Raw genomic sequence first — 20,916 nt, 5'->3', positions numbered from 1 at the left:
AATCTCCCGCGTTACCCGTCTGTTACTGCGCCGGTGATTGTTCGGCATTTAGGGTCAGACGCGCAACCTGGTTAGTTCTGATAAAACGACTCAGATCGACAGGTTTCCCTTGATACTGGATCTGTACTGCGGCTGGCGCACCAATTTTCAGTTTGTACGGCGCCTGACCGGCTAAATTCAAGTTACCGCCTTTACGCTGCATCCCGCTGAACAGTTTTTTGCCGGTAGAATCGGTGACTTCCAGCCAGCAATCGGCAGTAAAGTTCATGACCAGCGCATTCGGGTCAGCCGCTGGTGTTGTTACACCAGCCTGATCGGTTGGCAATGGTGCAGCAGCATCTGGCGTCGTTGCAGTTGGCGCGGTCGTAGCAGCGGTATCCACATTCGCCTGCGAAGGCGGAACAACTGCGTTCTGCTGTGGTTCAACGGCAGGTGCTGGGGTGGTCACGTCTGACGTTTGCGTGTTTGCAGCGGTAGTATCCGCAGGTGCTGACGTCGTGGTGGAGTCACTCTGACTAGCATTTGAGGAGGTATCTAACGGCACGCTCTGCGCCTGGTCGCTATTACCGTTCAGTTCCGCTGTGGTCTGATCGGCCATAGTCGTGATCTCTTCCTGCTGGGCTTTGTGATCTTGCCACCACCAGGCACCGCTCAGTCCAATCACCACGAATAACACCAGCCAGGTGAAGGTCATCAGCCAGCCATCGCGTTTTTTACGTCGCTTGCCGAGAGAGAAACTCTGCATGGGCGCAACTTTTGCGGCCCGTAACGGAGCCTGTTTTTCCAGCCCCGGCAGCAGTTCTTCTTCCGGAATATGCACCAGTCGTGCATAAGACCGGATATACCCGCGCAGGAATGTTGATGCAAGGTCGGCTGGCGCCTTATCCTCTTCAATATCGCGTACCGTGGAAACCTTCAGACAAAGTCGTTCGGCAACGGCTTGCTGGCTAAGTCCAAGTTGTTCGCGGGCATTACGCAAGCGAGCGCCGGTAGTAAGTGCTTCATTTTGGTCGTGCGTGGCTTCAGTATTCATTCGCTGCAGGTACGTTTAAATGAGAATTGAGATGCCGGTGAGTCATCATACTCACCCACACCGCGAGACATCCATTAAGTTAACCTTTATCATACAGTATAAGACTGTCTGTGTGCTCATGACAAAGCCCACATGAATCAAAGCTAACTCACTGTTGCATCGTTACATACTGCCTTAAAGTCAGCAAAAACGCACCGTTAATATTGATCAGACAATTGCAACTTAATGCTATATTCATAAAAGATTACGCCACGGTACAAAAAGTAACCGTGGCGCAAGAGACATCAAACCGTTTTCACGTCGATGGCTTCTCCCTGCATCCGTTTGCGCAGGGTACGTTTAGTACGGTCGATAACCTCGCCCGCTAATTGCCCGCAGGCTGCATCGATATCATCCCCACGCGTTTTACGCACGATGGTTGTGAACCCATAGCTCATCAACACTTTTGAGAAGCGATCGATACGACTGTTCGAACTGCGGCCATACGGCGCGCCCGGGAACGGGTTCCACGGAATCAGGTTGATCTTACACGGCGTATCTTTCAGCAACTCCGCCAGTTGATGCGCGTGCTCAGTACCGTCGTTAACATGGTCAAGCATCACGTATTCAATGGTGACGCGGCCCTGATTGGCATTGGACTTTTCCAGATAACGGCGCACCGCAGCGAGGAAAGTTTCGATATTGTACTTTTTGTTGATCGGTACAATTTCGTCACGAATTTCGTCGTTCGGCGCATGCAGAGAGATTGCCAGCGCAACGTCAATCATATCGCCCAGTTTATCCAGTGCCGGAACAACACCCGATGTAGAGAGCGTCACGCGACGTTTAGACAAGCCAAAGCCAAAATCGTCAAGCATGATTTCCATCGCCGGAACGACATTGTTCAGGTTGAGCAGCGGTTCGCCCATGCCCATCATCACTACGTTAGTGATCGGGCGCTGACCGGTGACTTTTGCTGCGCCGACGATTTTCGCCGCGCGCCACACCTGGCCGATAATTTCCGACACCCGCAGGTTACGGTTGAAACCTTGCTGGGCAGTGGAACAGAATTTACACTCCAGCGCACAGCCAACCTGCGAGGAGACGCAAAGTGTGGCGCGGTCGTCTTCCGGAATGTACACCGTTTCAACGCGCTGATCGCCCACGGCAATTGCCCATTTAATGGTGCCGTCAGATGAACGCTGTTCTTCAACCACTTCCGGTGCGCGGATCTCCGCCACCTCTTTCAGTTTGCTGCGCAACACTTTGTTGATGTCGGTCATCTCATCAAAGTTGTCGCAGCAATAGTGATACATCCACTTCATCACCTGATCGGCGCGGAAGGGTTTTTCACCTAAATCTTTAAAAAACTCCCGCATCTGCTGACGGTTGAGATCCAGCAGGTTGATTTTTCCATCTTTCGTGGTGACGTTTTCAGGTGTGACTAATTGTTCAGACATATGCTATTCCGGCCTCGTTATTACACGTTATGGCCCCTGGAGGGTTGAAAAAAGAAACGCCCCGGTGAGCTACTGCTCGTCCGGGGGCGCTGCATTGTACAAATTCTGGCGCATGGATGCCACGTTTGCACGCGGCATTTACGAAAATATTAACGTGTGCGCGGACACACTTCGCCTTCACCGAAGAAGAAGGCGATTTCGCGAGCGGCAGATTCGACGGAATCAGAACCGTGGGTACCGTTTTCGGTCAGGCTGTCAGCGTAATCAGCGCGCAGAGTACCGGCCAGTGCGTTTGCCGGATTGGTCGCGCCCAGCAGATCGCGGTGACGCTGAACGGCGTTTTCACCTTCCAGTACGGAAACCACGATCGGGCCAGAGGTCATGAACTCAACCAGACCATCAAAGAACGGTTTTCCATCGTGTTCAGCATAAAAGCCACGAGCCTGTTCAACGGTCAGGTGCAGCATTTTGGTGCCGACAATTTTAAATCCAGCAGCTTCAAAGCGCGCAAAGATATTACCAATAACGTTTTTTGCTACCGCATTTGGTTTGATGATGGAAAAAGTACGTTCAATAGCCATTTTTACCTCTGTAAATTATTCTGTTGTTGTCTGTACCAGCGTACGAGATGGCGCGGATTATAATGAGCTACAGGGCCGTTGACTATTGATGAAGGTAACATTTTTTTAAAATAAACCGAGTTTAAGCAACAAAACCTGACAAAACAGACTACTGCATGGCAAATCTCACCGTCGCGACCTGTCCCATTTCATCCATCACCAGTAACTGATAATCACCTTTTTCACTCAAACGCAACGTAATGTTACGCCCACGTTCAGTTAACGGCGCACCATTAAGAAACCACCATCGTCCACCTGCGCCACCCGTGGTTTGCACAGGCAAAGAAGCATCAGCAGTGCCAGGTAAACGTTTAATAATCGCGCCATCGCGAACGCCTGTCAGCTGCAGCGGGAGCTGGGCATCGTGACCGTACGGCGGGCAACTTGTTGATGCCGATGGCAGGCGTGCGGCGCGGCGCTCCGATGCGGGCAGCCAGGGTTCCAGCGGTAGCGGCCAGACATTTATCATTTCTTGTCGCGCCTGAGGGCAATCAGCGGCAACACGTTTGCCGTTTTCATCCAGCCAGATGGGGAAACGAATGCCATTAATGCCTTCCTGCTCCGGTAGTAATAGCGTTGGCGGCTGGCTCCCGTCCAGCAGCCAGGTTGCCAGGCGGCGGCGACAGTTACCGTCACCTTCCGGCAAAGACTGTCCGCCAGGCCAGCAGATAACGCCACGGCTTACGGAGTCAGGACGCGGGTCTTCCGGCAGATTCACATTGCGCGACAGTAAGATATTATTGACCTGATTCAACAGCGGTACGGCGCTGGCAAAACCAAACTGACCGACAACGGGCGTTCCGTCCGGCCTGCCGGTCCAGATACCGATCACATAGCGAGCGTTTATCCCTATTGCCCATGCATCGCGATAGCCATAACTGGTTCCTGTTTTCCACGCCAGTGGTACGACGCGTGGCAAGGCACCATCCGGAAGCGGCTGCGCTTCATCTGCCATAATACGGCGGATAATCCACGCGGCCCCCGGCGACATTAACGGTCGCTCAAGTAATGGGTCGCCCGGCTGTAAGCGCAACTTACCCGCCTTACCGTGGCGAGCAAACGCGGTATACGTTGCGGCCATATCTTCCAGTTTTGCACCAGCGCCGCCAAGAATGAGCGAAAGATTGGGCGCAGCACCGTTGGGCAGATACAACGGCAATCCAACATTGCGTAATTTTGCCGCAAACCGTTTCGGGCCATAGGCTTCCAGCACCTGCACAGCAGGTAAGTTCAGCGAGCGCACCAGCGCCTCGCTCATGCTGATCGGGCCATGAAAACCGCTGTCAAAGTTACCAGGTCGATAATCACCGGTGCGTCGGGGGACGTCTTGCAACAGCGATGCCGGGTGGATCAAACCTTCATCCAGAGCCAGACCATAAACAAATGGTTTGAGCACCGATCCTGGCGATCGGATCGCATTAACCATATCAACATGACCAAAGCGTGAATCATCGTTGAGATCGACCGATCCTACCCAGCCGCGAACACGCATATCGGTATGATCAACCACGATCATTGCCAGTGAGCTGCGCGCCGGCAATCGTCCTTTCCAGTTTTGCGCCAGTTCTTCCAGACGTCGTTGAAGACCTGCATCCAGCGTAGTAACGATTTTGTCGCTTTTACTTTTACCGAGCATCATGCGCGAAAACAGCGGTGCCAATTGCGGCATTTGTCGGGGGGCCAGCCAGATAGGCTCTTCACTAGATTCTTTTACCTGCTCACGGGACCACACACCTTGCGCAGCCATCCGTTTGAGCACTTTATTACGTGCGGCCTCGGCACGTTCCGGCCAGCGATCCGGGCGCAGTCGGCTGGGCGCTTGCGGTAACACCGCCAACATTGCTGCCTCGGAATAGCTCAAATTTGCAGGCGATTTCCCGAGATAAGCCCAGCTTGCCGCACCGATCCCCTGTAACGTACCGCCAAACGGGGCGCGGTTAAGATACAAGGTCAGAATTTCACGTTTAGACAGGTACCATTCCAGTTGAAATGCGCGCCAGAGCTGGCGAATTTTACCGCCAAAGGTTTTCGAATGTGGATCAAGCAGGCGAGCTACCTGCATAGTGAGCGTACTGCCGCCGGAGATAACCCGACCAGAAGTAAGATCCTGCCAGGCAGCACGAGCCACCGAGAATGGGTTCACGCCTGGATGCTTCCAGAACCAGCGATCTTCGTAATTGATCAGTGCTTCGAGATAACGCGGAGAAACATCTTCGATGGTTACCGGATAACGCCAGATGCCATCAGCATCGGCAAAGCGCCAGAGCGGCGTCCCATCCTGCGCCACGACGACGCGTGCGGGGTTAACTTCATGTAGCGGCAGAGGCCATAGTTTATCTGCCCCCCACGCCGCCAGAATGATAATAAAGGGCATGACTGCCAGCGTTATCCAGCAGCCACGTTTGGTTAACAGACGAGGCATTTACGGTCTGATAATCAACAAATCTTCAGTAGCGCCAGTCGCCCGCCATTGGGGAACATACATTGATTCCACCATCGGTTGCGGAACCTGATACGTTCCCGGCGTTACCGCCCGCGCCAGATACACCAGCGTTACCGGCTGATATTCATCAACAGCAACCGCCGCCACAAAGCGATCGTCCCGAAACTCAATATGCTTAATGTTCGCTTGTTGCATTTGATTGAGTAGGTTTTGCACTTCGCTGCCACTTTGCTCCAGGCTGGCGCTGCCGTTAGCCAGGTTCTGGTTTTCCAGTTCCAGGCCCGCTGGCAGTAAATCAACGACCAAAGCATCCGGCACGCTGTCACTGGCTTTTACCTGCAACCAGACCAGCACCAGATCGCCGCTACGCAACGAGTCCAGAGACTTACTCTTACCGTCAGTACCAAGAATATGACGCTCAATTTGCAGCACATTTCTCGCTGGTTGTGGTGCGGATTGCGGATAACCGCTGGCATCCACACGCAGCCATAACGGCTGGTCACCACGGTTGGTCACCTGCAAGGTGGCAAGTTGATCGCTATTCAGATTGCTGTTTTGCGCTTTCTCGCCTGTCAGCGGCTCAGTTGAGAAAGAGGTTTGCGCCTGCCATTTACCCGGTAAATCCTGAATCGTACGGGCAGCCAGGAACAACGCGTTACTTTCCTGCGTCGAGAGCCAGCGTTCACCGAACGCCTGCTGCGAAAGCGTGTTCAGCAAAGTGTTCTGCTCATCGGGTAGCAGTTTATTTTCTTCCAGCAAGGAGAGCATTAACGCGTTGTCGCGCAGTGGGCTACCGTAATCACCCAGCCATTTCCGTTCATCGTTACGCGGCGTTTTCAGCGCCAGCGCAATCGCTTCTTCACCACGCGTCGCATCACCCATGGTTTTCAGCGCAACGCCAAGTTGCAGCAGCGGTAAGCCAGAAGCCGCATCTGCACGACGTTCCCAGATTTCGCGTAGCGCACCCAGCGGTGCTTTTTGCTGCCGTGCCAGCACCAGTGCAGCGTAAGACTGAACGGCAAACTTACTGGCTTTAAGATTATCAGCGTACGGAATCGACATCATGCCCGGATCTTGTAAATAGCGCAGCAGACGCTCGTTTCCACGATTAATGGCTTCTGTCGGCACGCTGTAACCCTGTTCACCTGCGCGGACAAGGAAATCCATCACGTAGGCGGTCAGCCAGTACTCTTCGTCACCGTTTTTATCCCACAGGGCAAAGCCGCCGTTATCCCGTTGCATTTGCAGCAAACGCGAAATGCCAATATCGACTGCCGCACGGCGTTTATCATCGCTGTCGCCTTTTATCCCCAACGCCTGTAGCTGGGCAGCGTTGGTATAAAGTGACGGGAACAGGCCGCTGGTGGTTTGCTCCAGACAGCCGTACGGATACGCTTTTAACTCTTTGATATAACGTGCGATGTTCAGCGGTGGTTTGCCGCTCAACAACAACTGCCCTTCCAGCGTAACAGGAGAGAAGTTTTGCAACCCATCAGCCGGGAGCGCCCATGTCTCACCAGGCTGCAACGCCGTACCGTAATTAACCGTTTGTGCCGGGAATGCCGGACGGACGCCGATTTTCCACTGCTTATGCTGATCGGCAACGGTTTCACCTGGTAACGCTAACCCGCTAATGGTGGCCTGAATTTCACCATCGCCAAACCCCGTCAGAGCACGCACCGGGATAAACAGCGTGGTTCGCACACCTGGCGCTAATTCAACTGGTGCGGGGGAATTACTCACCAGTTCAAGCAAGCCACTGGCGGTCAGAGCAACGTTAAGTTTTTGCGGTTTGTCGGTAAGATTAGTGATGTCCAGCGTCAGACGTGAGGTGTCGCCGCTAGCCATAAAGCGCGGCATGTTCAGTTCCGCTATCACGGGTGCGGCAACAACCACTTTGCTTTCGTTGCTGCCGAAATCATCTGCCGTCCATGCTTGCGCCATGACGCGCAATTCACCGTTAAAATCGCCAATCGGCAATGTAACCGTGCCTTCGCCCTGTTCGTTGAGCGTTACCGGCAGCGCCTGTTGCGCGACAATATTGACGTGATTTACTGGCGGTTTGCCACCGCGTTTCAGTTCATCACCATCGCCACCAAAACGCAGTGCAGCCAGACGCCCCTGACCTTCAATAACCTGACCGTAAATATCGTAAATGTCTGCGCCATAGCGTTTCTGACCAAAGAACGCCTGCCACGGATCTGGCGTGACGTAGTCAGTAATATTCAGCACACCACTATCAACGGCAGACACCAGCACATTCACCTGTTTTGGCTTCTCGCCATTTTTAGTGCTGGCTTTAATTTTCACGGTTAATGGTTGATTGGGACGCATTTTTGCTGGTGTTTCCAGCGCGAGATCGAGGCGACGGTTTTCATCACCAAGCGGCAAATGCAACACACCAACCGCGCGTTTTGGCGTCGCGGAGCGAGATTTATCGCCAGGACGCACCACCAGCGTACTTAAATACAGATCATGGCGATTCCAGGTTTTATCGACCGGAATCGTCAGATCCAGCCCTTGAGCCGGAACATCAATCTCTTGCCACCACAGCGGCCCTTCACTGGACTCGACCATCGCATAACCTTTACCCGCCGTTGGCGCGGCGATATGCAACTTAATGGTGTCGCCTGGGCGATAACTGGCTTTATCCAGTTTCAGCGTGACACGGTCCGGACGCACTGCGCCGCTACCGTCGCTATTGTCCTGCCAGCTATATCCGGCCCAAAAACGCACGCTACTGACCGCTTCATTCGGCGCTTTGACTTCCAGACGATAAGCGCCCCACTCTACCGGAAAACTGACCTTGCCGGTTTCGTCCGCTTTCAGATCCAGCGTTTGCTCATTTTCGATCAGATCTTTTTGATCGAACTGTGACTTCCAGCCTTCATCTTCCGACCAGTTCCAGTAGTAATCGCGACGTTCGCGAATCAGTCGCACCTGCAAGCCCGACACTGCTTTTTTCACGCCCTGCGCATCGCTATAAACGATATCAAAAACAGCGTTACTGTCTTCATCAACAATGGGCTGTTTTACCATGCTGTCAGTACGATAATCGTAAACTGATTTTGAAGAGAACTGCGGACGGATCCCTGGCAGCACATCGGCAGGCCAGATAGCCTGCTCAGCGCGGCGCGTCACGGGGCGACCGCCAGATTCCAGCAAACTCCCCTGGAAAATAACCTGTAATGGGGAATGTACTTCCTTCCACTGGCTTTCAGTGGAAACTTCGCCACGCCCTTTATCATCCAGCGTCAACTGAACTTCATCCAGCGTGCGGGAAAGGTTTTCGGCAGCAATATCGCCAAATTCGAAACCAGGCAATGCAGAAACCGCTTCACGCAGCGGCCGCAAGAAAAGCTGTCCCTGCAAGGTATTGCCATTAGCGGGCGCACCGTACAGGTAGTACCCCACCACGGAGAATTTCACTTCGTCTTTTGGCGTTAATGGCGTTTTCTCTCCGGTCAGATTCAACGCCATGCGCTCCGGCATAAAATCTTCGACGTGGAAATCCCACATCCGATACTGGTTATCCCCAGTGTTGGCTCGGATATGCCACATTCCGGTTGCCGCAGTGCTATCCAGCGGCCAGGTAAAGTGGTAGAGGCCATTTTCCGGCTGGCTAACAACACTACGCAGTACCTGCCCGTCAGGTTTAATCACGTCCAGTTTGATGGGTTGATCCGGCAGAGCTTTACCGTCTGCATCACGCAGTAAGCCGTTGAGGATGACCGTTTCGCCAGGGCGATAAAGATCGCGCGGTCCAAACATAAAGAACTGTTTGCTGTAGCCTGGCGCGCCAGCAATGTTAAATTCCGCTAAGTCCAGTGCCGGTAGTTTTAAATCGAGCAGCGTTGTTTGACCGTCTTTACGCGCCAGCAGTAGCGCCGCGTTTTTATCATTTTCCAACTGCACATGGCCTTGTGAATCACTGGTCGCCTGAGTCAGAGTCTGCCCTTTCTCATTTAATAGCGAGACTTCAATTCCTTGCTGGGCCGCGCCGTTTTCCAGGCTTTGAGTAAAGATATCCAGACGATTGTGATAACGGTGGGCCGATACGCCGATATCACTTAACGTAAATAGCGTGGCTGGATTACTGTAATCGTAATGTCCGGCCTGATTCATTACAGCCAGATACACACCCGCCTGCTGAAGCGGCTTGATATCGCCCAGCGGCAGCAATAATTTTTCGCGAGTGTTACGCGCAGGATTGAGATCAAACCGCCCGGTATAGACCAGGTCCGCCATCTCCAACAGTTTGTCCGATTGCCAGTTCGCCAGCGAATTGCGGTATTCCCATTGGCTAATGAAAGCTGGCAGCGATTCCGGCTTAACACGGAAGAAGTTAACATCGACATTGTTAACGTTGAGCGCCATTACTGGCAGTCCTTCCACGACTTTTCCGGGCAGCAGCGAACCACGGCTGGCAAAGCCGACGCTGGGTTGGATATCGCGGGTGGTGATGGTTTTTTCGTAATCTTTACTGAAGGTTGCGTTATTGAGTGCCTTAACTTCCTTGCCAATAGTGACGATCAAATCACGTTTCGGTTCGAGGTGGCGTAAACGCAGTTCTTTGAGATTATCTGACAACTCCCAGGCGCCATCCACTTTGCCGCTCTTTTTATCGACGACATGAATAACACGCGAGAAGTCCTGATCCGGGTCGAGGGGGACAGAGAAAGTCAGTACCAGCGTGGCTGCGCCATCGAGCTGTACCTCAGAGAGATCCAGCAATGTCAGTGCCTTACCCGCACTCTGTTGTGCCAGTTTTTGTCGCGCCGGCGAGGAGAGTTTCGCAGAAGTCGCATTTGTCGAAGATGACTCTTTAGCAACTTCAGAAGACGTATCTTTTTTCACTGCAGTTGGCGCGTTATCGTTGTTGTCGCACCCTGCCAGCGCCAGCATCAACATACAGGCGGCTAAGCGTAACTTTTTCATCTCTCATCCCTGCCACAATGGCCCGTTAGCAACGTCGAATGATTATTATGCGTGAGAAATGACGTTATGTAATTCACTATCACATCTACAAAATCCGAATTTTAGTGAGAAATGTGGCTCAGGCAGCCAAATCAGCCTCTTTTGCTTGTCGCTTTTCGGCAAACATCCGACAATTTAACTTAACCCCGGCAAAAATGGAGATGCCTATGTCCACGACATGGTTTGTAGGAGCCGACTGGCTCGCCGAACATATTGATGACCCGGAAATTCAGATTATTGATGCTCGTATGGCGCCGCCCGGGCAGGAAGAGCGAAACGTTGCCCAGGAGTATCTGAACGGTCATATCCCCGGTGCAGTATTTTTCGATATCGAAGCTCTCTCTGATCATACATCCCCCCTTCCGCACATGCTGCCTCGCCCGGAAACATTCGCCGTCGCGATGCGTGAACTGGGCGTTAATCAGGACAAGCATCTGATTGTCTATGATGAAGGAAACCTATTTTCTGCGCCGCGCGCGTGGTGGATGCTGCGCACTTTTGGTGTGGAGAAAGTGTCAATCCTTGGCGGTGGCTTAGCGGGCTGGCAACGTGATGATCTGCTGTTAGAAGAAGGTGCAGTGGAACTGCCGGAAGGAGAGTTTAACGTCGCGTTTACCCCGGAAGCCGTGGTGAAAGTGACCGATGTGTTATTGGCAAGTCATGAAAAAACGGCACAAATTATCGATGCCCGCCCGGCTGCGCGTTTTAACGCGGAAGTTGATGAACCTCGCGCAGGTTTACGTCGCGGACATATTCCCGGCGCGCTGAATGTTCCGTGGACAGAACTGGTGCGCGAAGGCGAACTGAAAACGACCGATGAACTGGATGCGATATTTTTTGGTCGCGGCGTCAGCTATGACAAACCAATTATTGTCAGCTGCGGCTCTGGTGTAACGGCAGCCGTGGTTTTGTTGGCACTCGCAACGCTGGATGTGCCAAATGTGAAATTATACGACGGGGCGTGGAGTGAATGGGGCGCACGGGCAGATTTACCGGTTGAGCCAATGAAATAAGCTTTTTACAGGCAATAAAAAACCGCCGACTTTGGCGGTTTTTTATTGCTGGTCTGGTTCGCGGCCTTTCCAGCCGGTTGACTTGTGTTGCCGGAGCAACGCAGGCACCCCACAGTGTTGAAATACTCTCTTTTATGCCTGGCCATGTCAAGATAATAAACAGAGTAATTATTCAAACATGCGAGTATTATTCTTAACGGCCCTTTTCGCCGTCTCGCAAACGGGCGCTGGCTTTAGGAAAGGATGTTCCATGACCGTAAATACAGGCACCCCACAGCGCTTGCTATCGCGGCAATATCGCCAGTGGTGCTGTCGTGATGCGGTCTTCGTATGGACCGCACAATGAAGATACGGTGCTTTTGTATCGTACTTATTGTTTCTGGTGCGCTGTTTTCCGAAGTAAATAATAACCGGAGTCTCTCCGGTAACAATTTACTGGTGGTTAACAACCTTCAGAACAGCAGGTAAGCCCGAATGCCGCCCTTTGGGGCGGCATATTTTAGATTATCCGATTCTGTTTAAAGTCACGCAAAAAACCACCCCAGCGACGTTCATAGAATGGCGCAATATGTTCGGTAATAAAGTGGCTAATTCCTTTTTCCCCTTTTTTCACCTGACAAATATCGATTGGTTCATCGCCAGGTAATGTATCGGTCGCTACACTTCCCGCCGCCTGAATAATTTCTTCGATATCACCATCGGCTTCAATGCCAATAAGTAAATTAGGCTGTGCCTCTTCGTTCTCTTTAATTGAACAAATAAAAGCACGCTTCACTGGCTTAATGGTTTTAAATAAGGTGGTGAGTGAATCAATCATTTGTGCTGGTGGCTCTGCGACTTCCGATAATATCAGCGATTCACCGCCTTCCAGTACTTCCTGACTGCTCAGCGGATTCCCTTCTTCACCAATCAACAAACTGATTTCACGCGGCATAAACTCTTTACCGGTTGGCAGTTTGGCATTAAGGAAGAGCGTTTCACCAAGGGTCATCTCAAACAATGTGCGAACGGGCATTACGACAAATGCCTGTTCGTCTTCAACCGCCTGTTGAAGCGCTTCTAACGAGGTAAAAAAAGGAATGACGCTGGTGCCGTCTTCTTTTTCCCAGTGCTGTAAATCAAGCGCGCTATCTTCAACCACTGCCTCGCCCTGCGCCGCCGTACCAAGCACCCAGACGGTGGATTCCAGTAGAGTACGGAAAAAGGCCGGGCGGTGCGCCGGTTCGGTTGCTGCTTTTTCCAGCAGGTCTTCAAGTTCGTTTTTTGTTTCGGACATAAGAACCACAATTCATTCAACGTTCGGGGCACAAGTGCCTGATGCGCTACGCTTATCAGGCCTACAAGGGATTCGCAATTTATTGAATTTGCAATACTTTGTAGGCCGGATAAGGCGTTTACGCCGCATCCGGCATATTAGTTTACGCCGTTAACAGATTAGCAATCGTGCGCACACCCAGCCCGGTCGCCCCCGCAGACCACTGTTCAACCGGCGCTTTACGGTAAGTCGCCGAGCAGTCAATATGCAGCCAGCCTTGCTGATAGTTCTCAACAAAATGCGACAGGAAGCCCGCCGCCGTACTTGCACCTGCCGGATAAGCAGCACTGCCCGTGTTGTTCAGTTCGGCAAAGTTAGACGGCAGCTGGTTGCGGTGGAACTCCGCCAGCGGCAGACGCCAGAACGGTTCGTTCTCTTGTGAGGCACTCGCCAGCAAGCGATCGGCCAGCGCATCGTCAAAACTGAACAGCGCGTGATAATCATTACCCAGCGCGGTTTTCGCCGCCCCGGTGAGGGTCGCCGCATCAATGATCAGTTCCGGTTTCTGCGCACTGGCATCAATCAGGCCATCGGCCAGCACCAGACGCCCTTCGGCATCAGTGTTCATCACTTCAACTTTTTTACCGTTGCGATAGGTGATGATATCGCCCAGCTTGAACGCATTGCCGCTGATCAGGTTATCCGCACAGCAGAGGAACAGCTTCACGCGCTTGTTCAATCCACGAGTAATGGCAAATGCCAGCGCCCCGGTAACCGTTGCTGCGCCGCCCATGTCCGACTTCATTGAGTCCATAAACGCGGTCTGTTTGATGCTGTAACCGCCGGAATCAAAGGTGATGCCTTTACCAACCAGGCACGCGTACACCGGCGCTTCTTTATCGCCAGTCGGGTTGTAATCCAGTGCCAGCAATACCGGAGAACGTTCTGAACCGCGTCCGACGGTGTGTAGCCCCATATAACCTTGCTCACGCAGATCTTCGCCTTTGGTGATCCGATAAGTCACACGATCGCCTGCGACGTTGCTGATCAGATCAACAGCACGCTGTGCCAGTTGCGATGGCCCCAATTCTTCTGCCGGTGCGTTGATGGTGTCACGCACCCAGTCGATGATCATCAGGCGGTTATCCAGTTCCTGACGCTGGGCATCGTCCAGATCCGGCCACTCCACTTTACGCGTGCCTTTCGGGGCTTTGTAACCTTGCCAGAATGCCCAGCAGCGATCCGCATCCCAGCCTTCACCGCTTAGCTGAACATGTTTGATGCCCAGACCGTCAATCTTGCGCGCCGCACGCTGGATCAGCCCCAGATCGTCCGCTCCATTCAAATGCAGGGTAATGCCATCATTATTAATGCTGTAAGTCGCTTTTTCTCCCCAACGTGCGTCGGCAGGCTGGGTAGAGAGGGTAATTTTCATCGCTTCTGTCATTTTAGTTATCCTTATTCGTTTAACAGCAAAACGGGCTACCCCAGGCAGCCCGTTTATTCATTCGGCTTCGTCCAGCCAGACTAACAAAATCGCTTCGAGGATTTTCTCGTTGGATGCCTGCGGATCGTCGTCGAAATCTTCCAGATCGCAAATCCACTGATGCATATCGGTGAATCGAACCGTTTTCGGATCAAGATCGGGATACGCATCGTACAGTGCTTCGCCAATTTCGCGGCTATCGGTCCACTTAAGTCCCATACTAACCTCTGTTAATGCTCACGCGCATGGTTGATAGTGTAACGCGGGATTTCGACCACTAAATCTTCGTCGGTGACGCGCGCCTGGCAGCTTAAACGGCTTTCCGGCTCCAGCCCCCAGGCTTTGTCCAGCATGTCGTCTTCCTGCTCTGAGCTTTCCGGCAGCGAGTCAAAACCTTCACGAACGATGCAGTGGCAGGTGGTGCAAGCACAGGATTTTTCACAGGCGTGTTCAATCTCGATACCGTTACGCAGCGCAACGTCGAGAATGGTTTCACCGCTATTCGCTTCCAGAACAGCGCCATCAGGACAGAGATCCTGATGAGGCAAAATAACAATCTTTGGCATATTAAACCTCGTCCACGGAATGGCCTTTCAGCGCACGACGAACCGACTGGTCCATGCGGCGAGCGGCGAAATCCTGGGTTTGTTTGTCTACGTTTTTAATCGCTTGTTCGATGGCGTCAACATCATCGCCCTGCGCCACTTCACTCAGGTGAGCGGCAGCATCGTCAATGACCTGACGTTCTGCGGCGCTTAACAGCGCGGCATCAGCAGCCAGCGCGCCGTGCAGACTTTCCAGCACACGCGCCGCTTCTACTTTTTGTTCTGCCAGCATACGGGCTTTTACGTCCTGCTCGGCATAGCTCATTGAGTCTTTGATCATCGAGGCGATTTCGCTGTCGGTCAGGCCATAAGAAGGTTTCACCTGAATAGACGCCTCAACGCCGGTGGATTTCTCCATCGCCGTCACGCTCAAAAGACCGTCGGCATCGACCTGGAACGTCACGCGAATATGCGCGCCGCCAGCCGGTAACGCCGGGATACCACGTAGCGCAAAACGCGCCAGCGAGCGGCAGTCCTGCACCAGTTCGCGCTCACCCTGCATTACATGGATAGACATCGCCGTCTGACCATCTTTAAAGGTGGTGAAATCCTGGGCGCGGGCCACCGGAATCGTGGTATTACGCGGAATCACTTTCTCCACCAGGCCGCCCATGGTTTCGAGGCCCAGCGACAGTGGGATCACATCAAGCAGCAGCATTTCGCTGTCCGGCTTGTTACCCACCAGAATATCCGCCTGAATTGCTGCACCAATGGCGACGACTTTATCCGGGTCGATGGAGGTCAGCGGCGGACGACCGAAAAACTCGCCCACCCGTTCACGCACCAGCGGCACGCGAGTAGAACCGCCAACCATCACCACTTCCAGCACTTCGGAAGCCTCTACGCCAGCGTCTTTCAGCGCACGACGACAAGCCAGTAAGGTTCGTTTTACCAGTGGCGCGATCAGTTCATTGAATTGTTCACGGCTGATTTCGCCCTGCCAGCCCGCAACATTCACAGTCACGGAGTCCGCATCGCTCAGCGCGATTTTGGCCGCAATGGCGGCATCCAGCAGTTCACGCTGAACGCGATTATCGCTACGATCAGGAATGCCCGCCTGCTCGCGAATGTAATCCGCCAGCAGATGGTCGAAATCATCGCCGCCGAGCGCGGAATCACCGCCGGTCGCCAACACTTCAAACACGCCGCGACTTAAGCGCAGAATGGAAATATCAAACGTCCCGCCGCCGAGGTCATAAACGGCGATCACGCCTTCCTGACCGGAATCCAGCCCGTAGGCGATTGCCGCAGCGGTCGGTTCGTTAAGTAAGCGCAGGACGTGAAGGCCCGCCAGACGCGCCGCGTCTTTGGTGCCCTGACGCTGGGCATCGTCAAAGTACGCCGGAACGGTGATAACTACACCATCCAGCTCGCCTGCCAGGGCTTCAGTTGCCCGCGCCGCCAGTGCTTTGAGGATGTCCGCCGAAACGCGCACCGGGTTCAGCAGCCCCGCCGCCGTTTCAATCATCGGCAGGCCGTTTTCGCTGGCCTGGAATTGATAAGGCAGATGCGGATAGCGTTGCTGGATATCAGCCAGCGAGCGCCCCATCAGGCGTTTAACAGAACTAATGGTGTTGGCGGTGTCAAGCGCTGCGTTAGTACGCGCGTCATAACCCACCGAATGCCCTTGCTGTTGATAGTGAACAACAGACGGCAGCAGGTGACGGCCTTCATGGTCGGCTAACGTTTCGGCCTGACCGCTGCGCACTGTCGCCACCAGCGAGTTGGTTGTGCCCAGGTCAATACCGGCCGCCAGACGACGCTGATGCGGCGCAGCACTCAAACCAGGTTCACTAATTTGTAATAAGGCCATGTTTAGCTTCCAGAAATTAAAAATCGAGCAGTTTTTCTTCGAGTTGTTCGGCACTGCTTCGCAGTTTATCGAGAAAACGCAGCTTACGCACGGTATCCGCCGCCGCGTCCCACGTCTCGTTGTCTAACTGTTCAACCATCAACTGATGGCGGGTATCAAACATCTTTTTCACACGTTTGATAAAGCTTTCCAGCCGCGCTTCATCTTTCGCCTGTTCGATCTCGTCCAGTTCTTCGCGCAGCTCCAGCTGTTCCATCAGGAACGCGGTGTCTCGCACAGTATGCTGCTCGCTGGCGAGATCAAAACCGTGCAAAGAAAGCAAATATTCCGCGCGCATTAACGGATGACGCAGCGTTTGCCAGGCCTGGTTAATGGTTGCAGATTGCTGTACGGCGGCGAGTTGTTCCGCCTGGCTTCCGCTGGCGAATTTATCAGGATGATACTGACGTTGTAGATCCTGAAAACGCAGGCTCAGAGCCTGGGTATCGAGTTGATAACGGGCAGGCAAGCCAAAGAGGGTGAAGTAATCCATAACATTCTCAGGGCTGCGATCCGCCGCGATAACGGCGAATCAGGTAAAACAAACCCCACGCGCAGGCGACCACGGTGGGGTTATCGGTATGCGCATTAGACGTGGAAGCTTTCGCCGCAACCACACTCATCTTTAACGTTCGGGTTGGTGAATTTAAACCCTTCGTTCAGGCCTTCTTTTACGAAGTCCAGCTGCGTACCGTCCAGAAATTGCAGGCTTTTGCCATCGACCACGACTTTCACGCCTTTGTCTTCAAACACGATGTCTTCCGGCGTCGGTTCGTCAACAAATTCCAGTACATAAGCCATACCTGAACATCCGGAGGTTCTCACGCCCAGACGCAGGCCAAACCCTTTGCCACGGTTAGCCAGAAAGGTATTTACTCGCGCTGCTGCACTGTCGCTCAGTGTAATCGACATAACCAAACCTCAACTCTTATTTTGCTTCACGTTTGCTTTTATAGTCCGCAATGGCGGCTTTGATCGCGTCTTCTGCCAGAATAGAACAGTGAATTTTCACCGGCGGCAGTTCAAGTTCTTCAGCAATATCGGTGTTTTTGATCGCCTGCGCTTCGTCGAGAGACTTCCCTTTCACCCATTCGGTGACCAGGGAGCTGGAAGCGATAGCGGAACCACAGCCGTAAGTTTTAAAACGCGCGTCTTCAATGATACCTTCATCGTTGACTTTAATCTGCAACTTCATCACGTCGCCACAGGCCGGTGCACCCACCATGCCGCTGCCGACGTTCTCGTCGTTGTTGTCAAAGGAACCCACGTTACGCGGATTCTCGTAATGGTCGATAACTTTTTCGCTGTAAGCCATTATAAATTCTCCTGATTCCGATACCGATTAATGATGAGCCCATTCGATGCTGTTCAGATCCACGCCCTGCTTGTACATTTCCCACAGCGGAGAAAGGTCACGCAGACGACCGATGGATTTACGAACTAACTCGATGGTGTAGTCGATCTCTTCTTCAGTAGTAAAACGACCTAAAGAGAAACGGATAGAGCTATGTGCCAGCTCGTCGTTCAGCCCCAGCGCGCGCAGCACGTAGGACGGTTCGAGGCTTGCGGACGTACAGGCGGAACCGGAAGAAACCGCGAGGTCTTTCAGCGCCATAATCAGCGACTCACCTTCAACGTAGTTGAAGCTGACGTTGAGAATGTTCGGCGCACCGTGTTCCAGGTCACCGTTCAGGTAAACTTCTTCGATATCTTTGATGCCGTTCCACAGACGGTTACGCAGGCCGCGCAGACGTTCCATCTCGGTCGCCATCTCTTCTTTTGCGATGCGATAGGCTTCGCCCATACCGACGATCTGGTGAACAGGCAGAGTGCCGGAACGCATACCGCGCTCGTGACCACCGCCGTGCATTTGCGCTTCGATGCGTACGCGCGGTTTACGACGCACATACAGCGCACCAATACCTTTCGGGCCATAGATTTTGTGACCGGAGAAAGACATCAGGTCAACTTTCAACTGGCTCAGATCGATAGGCAGTTTGCCCACGCTCTGGGTTGCATCAACGTGATAGATAATGCCACGAGCACGGCACATTTCGCCGATAGCCGCGATATCCTGCACCACGCCGATTTCGTTATTCACGTGCATGATAGAAACGAGGATGGTGTCGTCACGCATCGCCGCTTCGAGTTCTTTCAGGTCGATAATACCGTTACGCTGCGGTGCCAGGTAGGTGACTTCGAAACCTTCGCGCTCCAGCTGACGGCAGGTATCCAGTACCGCTTTGTGTTCGGTTTTGCTGGTGATGATGTGCTTGCCTTTTTTCTGATAAAAGTTGGCTGCACCTTTGATCGCCAGGTTGTCAGATTCGGTTGCACCAGAGGTAAAGACGATTTCACGCGGGTCAGCGCCGACCAGATCGGCAATCTGATTACGGGCGATATCTACCGCTTCTTCAGCCTGCCAGCCGAAACGGTGAGAACGGGAGGCCGGGTTACCAAAGGTTCCGTCCATCGTCATAAACTGCATCATTTTCTCGGCAACACGCGGGTCCACCGGCGTGGTTGCGGAGTAGTCGAGATAAATCGGTAATTTCATTGCTCTATAAACTCCGTACATCACTCAATGCAAGGAACCAGGCTACCGGCTGGATGTACGACCGTGTTTACGGAGCGCGATACGCCCCGGCCTGATTCTGAATACTTTTTATCTTTTATGCGCGCAACTTAACATCAATTGCATCGTTACGATTGCTGCGTGGCGCGTCGTGAGTATGCTGACGACCAGACACATCCAGCACTTCCTGGTTATTAACCAGTTCGCCTAAAGTAATGTTGTTGAGAAAACCGGTGAGACGGTCGCTCAAATCACGCCACAGCGCGTGGGTCAGGCATTTATCCCCGCCCTGACAGCCGCCTTTACCCTGACAACGGGTGGCATCTACGGATTCGTCAACGGCGCTAATCACTTCGCCAACGGCGATGCTGCTGGCGTCTTTGCCTAACAGATAACCACCGCCTGGTCCACGTACGCTGGAAACCAGACCATTTTTACGCAGACGGGAAAACAGTTGTTCCAGATAAGAAAGGGAAATTCCCTGTCGTTCGGAAATATCAGCCAACGGTACCGGGCCTGCTTCGGAGTTGAGCGCAACGTCAAGCATTGCGGTCACGGCATAGCGCCCTTTAGATGTCAGTCTCATGTCTTACTTCACCTCAAACTCGCCCCTGCCCGGGGTTTTTATTGTAAAAGTGGGGGTATTGCATAGCAGGGTCAAGTCTGACATTCCCGAGTAATTTGGTCAACTATTTACTTGACTGATTTAGTCAGGTATTTAACCTTCAGTGCCATTTTTTATCGTGCCATTTGTACCTGTTGTCGGATGCGGCGTGAACGCCTTATCCGACCTGGGATTGCGTGCACTTCCAGGCCTGATAAGACGCGTTAAGCGTCGCATCAGGCAACCACTGTTATTCGGCCTTGTTACCTTTATTCTGCTGTTCAATAGAAGCCAGAATCCCACGCAGGATATTCAATTCCTGGCTTTCCGGGCGCGCACGGGTAAACAGACGGCGCAATTTATTCATCACCTGCCCCGGATGGTTTTCACGGATAAAACCGGTTGCCAGCAGCGTTTGTTCGAGATGACCATAAAAACGCTCCAGATCATCGACCAGCGGATACGGCGTCTCTTCATGCTCGACCTGCTCGCCATTTTCCTGAGTTGCCAGCCAGGCCATGCGCACTTCATAGGCAATAACCTGAACCGCCATCGCCAGGTTCAGCGAGCTGTATTCCGGGTTAGCGGCAATCGCGACATGATAATGGCACTTCTGCAACTCTTCATTGGTCAAGCCGACGCGCTCGCGACCAAAAACCAGCGCCACCGGGGTATTTGCCGCTTCAGCGACGCTTTTCAGACCGCATTCGCGCGGGTCGAGCATCGGCCACGGCAACGTGCGCGAACGTGCACTGGTGCCAACCACCAGGCTACAACCGGCTAATGCTTCGTCGAGCGTATCGACGATGTGAGCATTACCAATCACATCGCTGGCGCCTGCCGCCAGGGCAATCGCCTGGGAGTCGGGTTTCACCAGTGGATTAACCAGCCACAGATTGGTTAATCCCATTGTTTTCATGGCACGGGCAACAGAACCCATATTGCCGGTGTGTGACGTCTCCACCAGCACAATTCGAATATTTTGCAGCATTGTCTTTCTTCGTCTAAAGATTA

18 protein-coding genes and 1 pseudogene are annotated in these 20,916 nt (G+C 53.1%); 2 read left to right on the top strand and 17 right to left on the bottom strand.

What is annotated here, in order from left to right:
• Window positions 1–22 precede the first annotated feature (22 nt).
• From rodZ to yfhM, 5 genes are all read right to left on the bottom strand, one after another.
• Window positions 23–1,033 carry a cytoskeleton protein RodZ gene (gene rodZ / locus D9736_RS18070; RefSeq protein ID WP_130214615.1) on the bottom strand — a complete coding sequence of 337 codons (1,011 nt, stop codon included), beginning with the start codon at window positions 1,031–1,033 and terminating at the stop codon, window positions 23–25.
• A 284-nt stretch (window positions 1,034–1,317) separates the two neighbouring features.
• Complete coding sequence (locus D9736_RS18065; protein WP_130258876.1) at window positions 1,318–2,472, bottom strand: bifunctional tRNA (adenosine(37)-C2)-methyltransferase TrmG/ribosomal RNA large subunit methyltransferase RlmN; 1,155 nt, start codon at window positions 2,470–2,472, stop codon at window positions 1,318–1,320.
• A gap of 149 nt (window positions 2,473–2,621) precedes the next feature.
• Complete coding sequence (gene ndk / locus D9736_RS18060) at window positions 2,622–3,053, bottom strand: nucleoside-diphosphate kinase (RefSeq protein ID WP_000963835.1); 432 nt, start codon at window positions 3,051–3,053, stop codon at window positions 2,622–2,624.
• A 148-nt stretch (window positions 3,054–3,201) separates the two neighbouring features.
• A complete protein-coding gene (gene pbpC / locus D9736_RS18055) occupies window positions 3,202–5,514 on the bottom strand; it encodes a peptidoglycan glycosyltransferase PbpC (protein ID WP_130258875.1) in 2,313 nt (770 codons plus the stop codon).
• On the bottom strand, window positions 5,515–10,473 hold the full coding sequence (gene yfhM / locus D9736_RS18050) for an alpha2-macroglobulin (RefSeq protein WP_130258874.1): 4,959 nt from the start codon (window positions 10,471–10,473) through the stop codon (window positions 5,515–5,517). It abuts the gene before it with no gap.
• 206 nt (window positions 10,474–10,679) lie between these two features.
• Here yfhM and sseA point away from each other — a divergent pair, with 206 nt between their 5' ends.
• Both sseA and timP read left to right on the top strand, forming a co-directional pair.
• Window positions 10,680–11,525, top strand: coding sequence for a 3-mercaptopyruvate sulfurtransferase (sseA, locus tag D9736_RS18045; protein WP_130258873.1), 846 nt, complete (start codon window positions 10,680–10,682; stop codon window positions 11,523–11,525).
• Between the two features lie 342 nt (window positions 11,526–11,867).
• The gene (gene timP, locus D9736_RS23780; RefSeq protein ID WP_244578526.1) at window positions 11,868–11,993 is read left to right on the top strand and encodes a small toxic inner membrane protein TimP; all 126 of its coding nucleotides are present in this window, start codon (window positions 11,868–11,870) and stop codon (window positions 11,991–11,993) included.
• Between the two features lie 31 nt (window positions 11,994–12,024).
• On the opposite strand, the gene sseB is transcribed toward timP, so the two are convergent.
• The 12 genes and pseudogenes from sseB to trmJ all read right to left on the bottom strand — a co-directional run bounded on the left by sseB (window position 12,025) and on the right by trmJ (window position 20,893).
• Window positions 12,025–12,801: an enhanced serine sensitivity protein SseB gene (sseB, locus tag D9736_RS18040; RefSeq protein WP_130258872.1), complete on the bottom strand. Its 777-nt coding sequence runs from the start codon at window positions 12,799–12,801 to the stop codon at window positions 12,025–12,027.
• Window positions 12,802–12,830: 29 nt separating this feature from the next.
• Window positions 12,831–12,935 (bottom strand): annotated as a pseudogene (locus tag D9736_RS23775) (hypothetical protein); the annotation flags it as partial.
• Between the two features lie 8 nt (window positions 12,936–12,943).
• The gene (gene pepB / locus D9736_RS18035; RefSeq protein ID WP_130258871.1) at window positions 12,944–14,227 is read right to left on the bottom strand and encodes an aminopeptidase PepB; all 1,284 of its coding nucleotides are present in this window, start codon (window positions 14,225–14,227) and stop codon (window positions 12,944–12,946) included.
• Between the two features lie 57 nt (window positions 14,228–14,284).
• Complete coding sequence (iscX, locus tag D9736_RS18030) at window positions 14,285–14,485, bottom strand: Fe-S cluster assembly protein IscX (protein WP_000523616.1); 201 nt, start codon at window positions 14,483–14,485, stop codon at window positions 14,285–14,287.
• A gap of 11 nt (window positions 14,486–14,496) precedes the next feature.
• Entirely contained in the window at window positions 14,497–14,832 is a 336-nt protein-coding gene (gene fdx / locus D9736_RS18025) for an ISC system 2Fe-2S type ferredoxin (protein ID WP_001124471.1), read from the bottom strand.
• Between the two features lies 1 nt (window position 14,833).
• Entirely contained in the window at window positions 14,834–16,684 is a 1,851-nt protein-coding gene (hscA, locus tag D9736_RS18020; RefSeq protein WP_032254569.1) for a Fe-S protein assembly chaperone HscA, read from the bottom strand.
• Window positions 16,685–16,700: 16 nt separating this feature from the next.
• Window positions 16,701–17,216, bottom strand: a complete 516-nt coding sequence (gene hscB, locus D9736_RS18015) for a co-chaperone HscB (protein WP_000384413.1) — start codon at window positions 17,214–17,216, stop codon at window positions 16,701–16,703.
• A 95-nt stretch (window positions 17,217–17,311) separates the two neighbouring features.
• A complete protein-coding gene (gene iscA, locus D9736_RS18010) occupies window positions 17,312–17,635 on the bottom strand; it encodes an iron-sulfur cluster assembly protein IscA (RefSeq protein WP_000028953.1) in 324 nt (107 codons plus the stop codon).
• A 16-nt stretch (window positions 17,636–17,651) separates the two neighbouring features.
• Window positions 17,652–18,038 carry a Fe-S cluster assembly scaffold IscU gene (gene iscU, locus D9736_RS18005; protein ID WP_000331707.1) on the bottom strand — a complete coding sequence of 129 codons (387 nt, stop codon included), beginning with the start codon at window positions 18,036–18,038 and terminating at the stop codon, window positions 17,652–17,654.
• 27 nt (window positions 18,039–18,065) lie between these two features.
• Window positions 18,066–19,280 carry a cysteine desulfurase gene (gene iscS / locus D9736_RS18000; protein ID WP_001295373.1) on the bottom strand — a complete coding sequence of 405 codons (1,215 nt, stop codon included), beginning with the start codon at window positions 19,278–19,280 and terminating at the stop codon, window positions 18,066–18,068.
• Window positions 19,281–19,395: 115 nt separating this feature from the next.
• On the bottom strand, window positions 19,396–19,884 hold the full coding sequence (gene iscR / locus D9736_RS17995; RefSeq protein ID WP_001241354.1) for a Fe-S cluster assembly transcriptional regulator IscR: 489 nt from the start codon (window positions 19,882–19,884) through the stop codon (window positions 19,396–19,398).
• Window positions 19,885–20,152: 268 nt separating this feature from the next.
• Entirely contained in the window at window positions 20,153–20,893 is a 741-nt protein-coding gene (gene trmJ / locus D9736_RS17990) for a tRNA (cytosine(32)/uridine(32)-2'-O)-methyltransferase TrmJ (protein WP_000940019.1), read from the bottom strand.
• Between the last annotated feature and the right edge of the window lie 23 nt (window positions 20,894–20,916).

The organism is Escherichia sp. E10V10 (assembly GCF_004211985.1).
In the GTDB taxonomy this organism is placed as follows: Bacteria; Pseudomonadota; Gammaproteobacteria; order Enterobacterales; family Enterobacteriaceae; genus Escherichia.
This window is presented reverse-complemented; position numbering and strand designations above follow the sequence as displayed.